The organism is Synechococcus sp. B60.1, from assembly GCF_047462555.1.
Lineage (GTDB): Bacteria > Cyanobacteriota > Cyanobacteriia > Thermostichales > Thermostichaceae > Thermostichus.
Genome location: NZ_JANSJN010000180.1, coordinates 1 through 2157 on the forward strand (window position 1 = coordinate 1; position 2157 = coordinate 2157).

At 59.3% G+C, this 2157-nt stretch carries 1 protein-coding gene; it reads right to left on the minus strand.

The window, feature by feature from the left end:
- Positions 1-112 precede the first annotated feature (112 nt).
- Positions 113-2059, minus strand: coding sequence for an alpha-1,4-glucan--maltose-1-phosphate maltosyltransferase (locus NW863_RS12805; protein WP_414366825.1), 1947 nt, complete (start codon positions 2057-2059; stop codon positions 113-115).
- Positions 2060-2157: the final 98 nt, after the last annotated feature.

The following is a 2157-nucleotide window of genomic DNA, read 5'->3' on the forward strand; positions in this document are numbered from 1 at the left end:
TTGCCAACTGCAGGGCTACCGTTCGCGTCAGCGGCGCGTAGCGCTTAAGCCCGCTCCGTACCGCTTAGCGGTCGGAGCCGGGTAGTTTACTGTACTGCTGTTGTCGGGATCTTCAGCTTTCGATGAGAAAAATGTGGGCTGGCATCGTCCAGGGATCCAGCTTGATGTAGTTGGTGGATCCCTGCCAGGAATACTGCTGGCCGTCCAAGAGGTCGATCACCTTGAAAGTTTGCCAGTGTTCCAAACCCAAAGCCCCCAGGTTGAGGGTGACCCAGCCGGATTGAATGTGAAACGGATCCAAATTGACCGCCACCAAGATGCGGTTGCTGCCATCAAAGGTGCGCTTGGAGTAGCAGATCAGGGCCTCGTTGTCGGTGGGGTGAAACACCAAGCTCCAGTCGCTTTGCAAAGCCGGGTTTTGCCGTCGGATCCGGTTCACCTGCGCGATCAGAGGCCGCAAGTTATCCGGTGTGTCCAGATCCCAGTGGCGGATTTGGTATTTTTCCGAGTCCAGATACTCTTCGCTGCCGGGGCGGAGGGGACGGTTTTCGCAGAGGTCAAAGGCGGGGCCGTAGATGCCGTAGCTGGCCCCCAGCGTGGCCGCCAGGATGAGGCGCAGCATAAAAGCCGGGCGTCCCCCCTTTTGCAAGAACTCGTTCAGAATGTCCGGCGTGTTGGGCCAGAGGTTGGGGCGATAGTACTCCCGCATCGGGGTTTGGGTGAGCTCGGTGAAGTACTCCGTCAGGCCCCACTTGTCGTTGCGCCAGGTGAAATAGGTGTAAGACTGGGTGAAGCCCAGCTTGGCCAAGGATTTCATCAGTTTGGGGCGGGTGAAGGCTTCAGACAAAAAGATTGTCTGCGGGTGCTTGGCCTTGATCTGGCCGATGCACCACTCCCAAAAGCCAAAAGCCTTGGTGTGGGGATTATCAACCCGAAAGATGGTGACTCCCTGGTCGATCCAGTATTCGATAACGCTTTTTAACTCCTCCCAGAGGGCCTGCCAGTTTTCCGTCTCAAAGTCGAGGGGGTAGATGTCTTGATATTTCTTGGGCGGGTTCTCCGCATATTGAATGGTGCCGTCGGGCCGCTTTCTAAACCATTCCGGGTGCTCTTTCACATAGGGGTGATCCGGCGAGCACTGGAAGGCGATGTCCAGGGCGATATCGATGTTGAGTTTTTTGGCCTCCGCCACCAAGCGATGAAAATCCTCCAGGGATCCCAGTTGCGGATGGATGGCCTTGTGCCCGCCTTCTGGCCCGCCAATGGCCCAGGGAGAGCCCACATCCTCCGGCTCTGCCGTCATAGAGTTGTTTTTGCCCTTGCGGAAGGTGCGCCCGATGGGGTGGATGGGGGGCAGGTAGAGCACATCGAAGCCCATCTCGGCAAGCAGCGGCAGGCGAGCGATCACATCCTGGAAGGTGCCGTGGGTGTGCTCGTCAGGGCCACAGGAGCGGGGAAACAGCTCGTACCAGGTGCTGAAGCGGGCCTTCTCCGGATCCACCCAAACCCGTCGCTCCGGGTAGGCGGTGACGAAGCGGCGCTCGCCGTAGAGCTGCATCAGGGATCCCAGGGTTGGGGAAAGGGCGATCTCGATAGCCGGATCCCCGCCTTGGCGGAGCATTTGGGCGTAGTTGCGCAGCTTTGCCGCCAGATCCCCGCTTTGAGCCTGGGCGGCCCGCTCCACTAGCTCCGCCCCGATCAACAGCTCCACCGCCACATCCTGCTCGGCAGCCACCCGCTTGTGCAGATCCTGCTGCCAGGTTTGGAAAGGATCCACCCAGGCCAAGATGCGGTAAAAGGCTTGGCCAATTTGTGTGACCTGAAATTGGGCCCGCCAGCGGTCGTTGCCGATGGGCTCCATGAAGAGCTCCTCCCAGTCTGTTGCCCCGGCCTGGCGAAAACTGAGCACCGCCGAGAGTTGGTCGTGGCCATCGGCGAAGATGTCCGCCTCCACCACCACGTACTCCCCCACCGTTCGCTTGATGGCGTAGCGCCCACCGTCGATTTCCGGCGTCACCGCCTCGATGATGGCCCGTTGCCGACCTTCCGTTGGCCACATAGGGTTAACCTCGCCCCTTTTCAATTTCTAGAGGTGCACCGCCGCATGAGACAATGCACTTAGAATCATGCCAAAGCTTAGCCTTTCCCCAGTACACT

What these genes read in the sequence shown, in the direction of transcription:
- NW863_RS12805 (WP_414366825.1), bottom strand. Translation starts at nt 2,059, where the DNA reads ATGTGGCCAACGGAAGGTCGGCAACGGGCCATCATCGAGGCGGTGACG.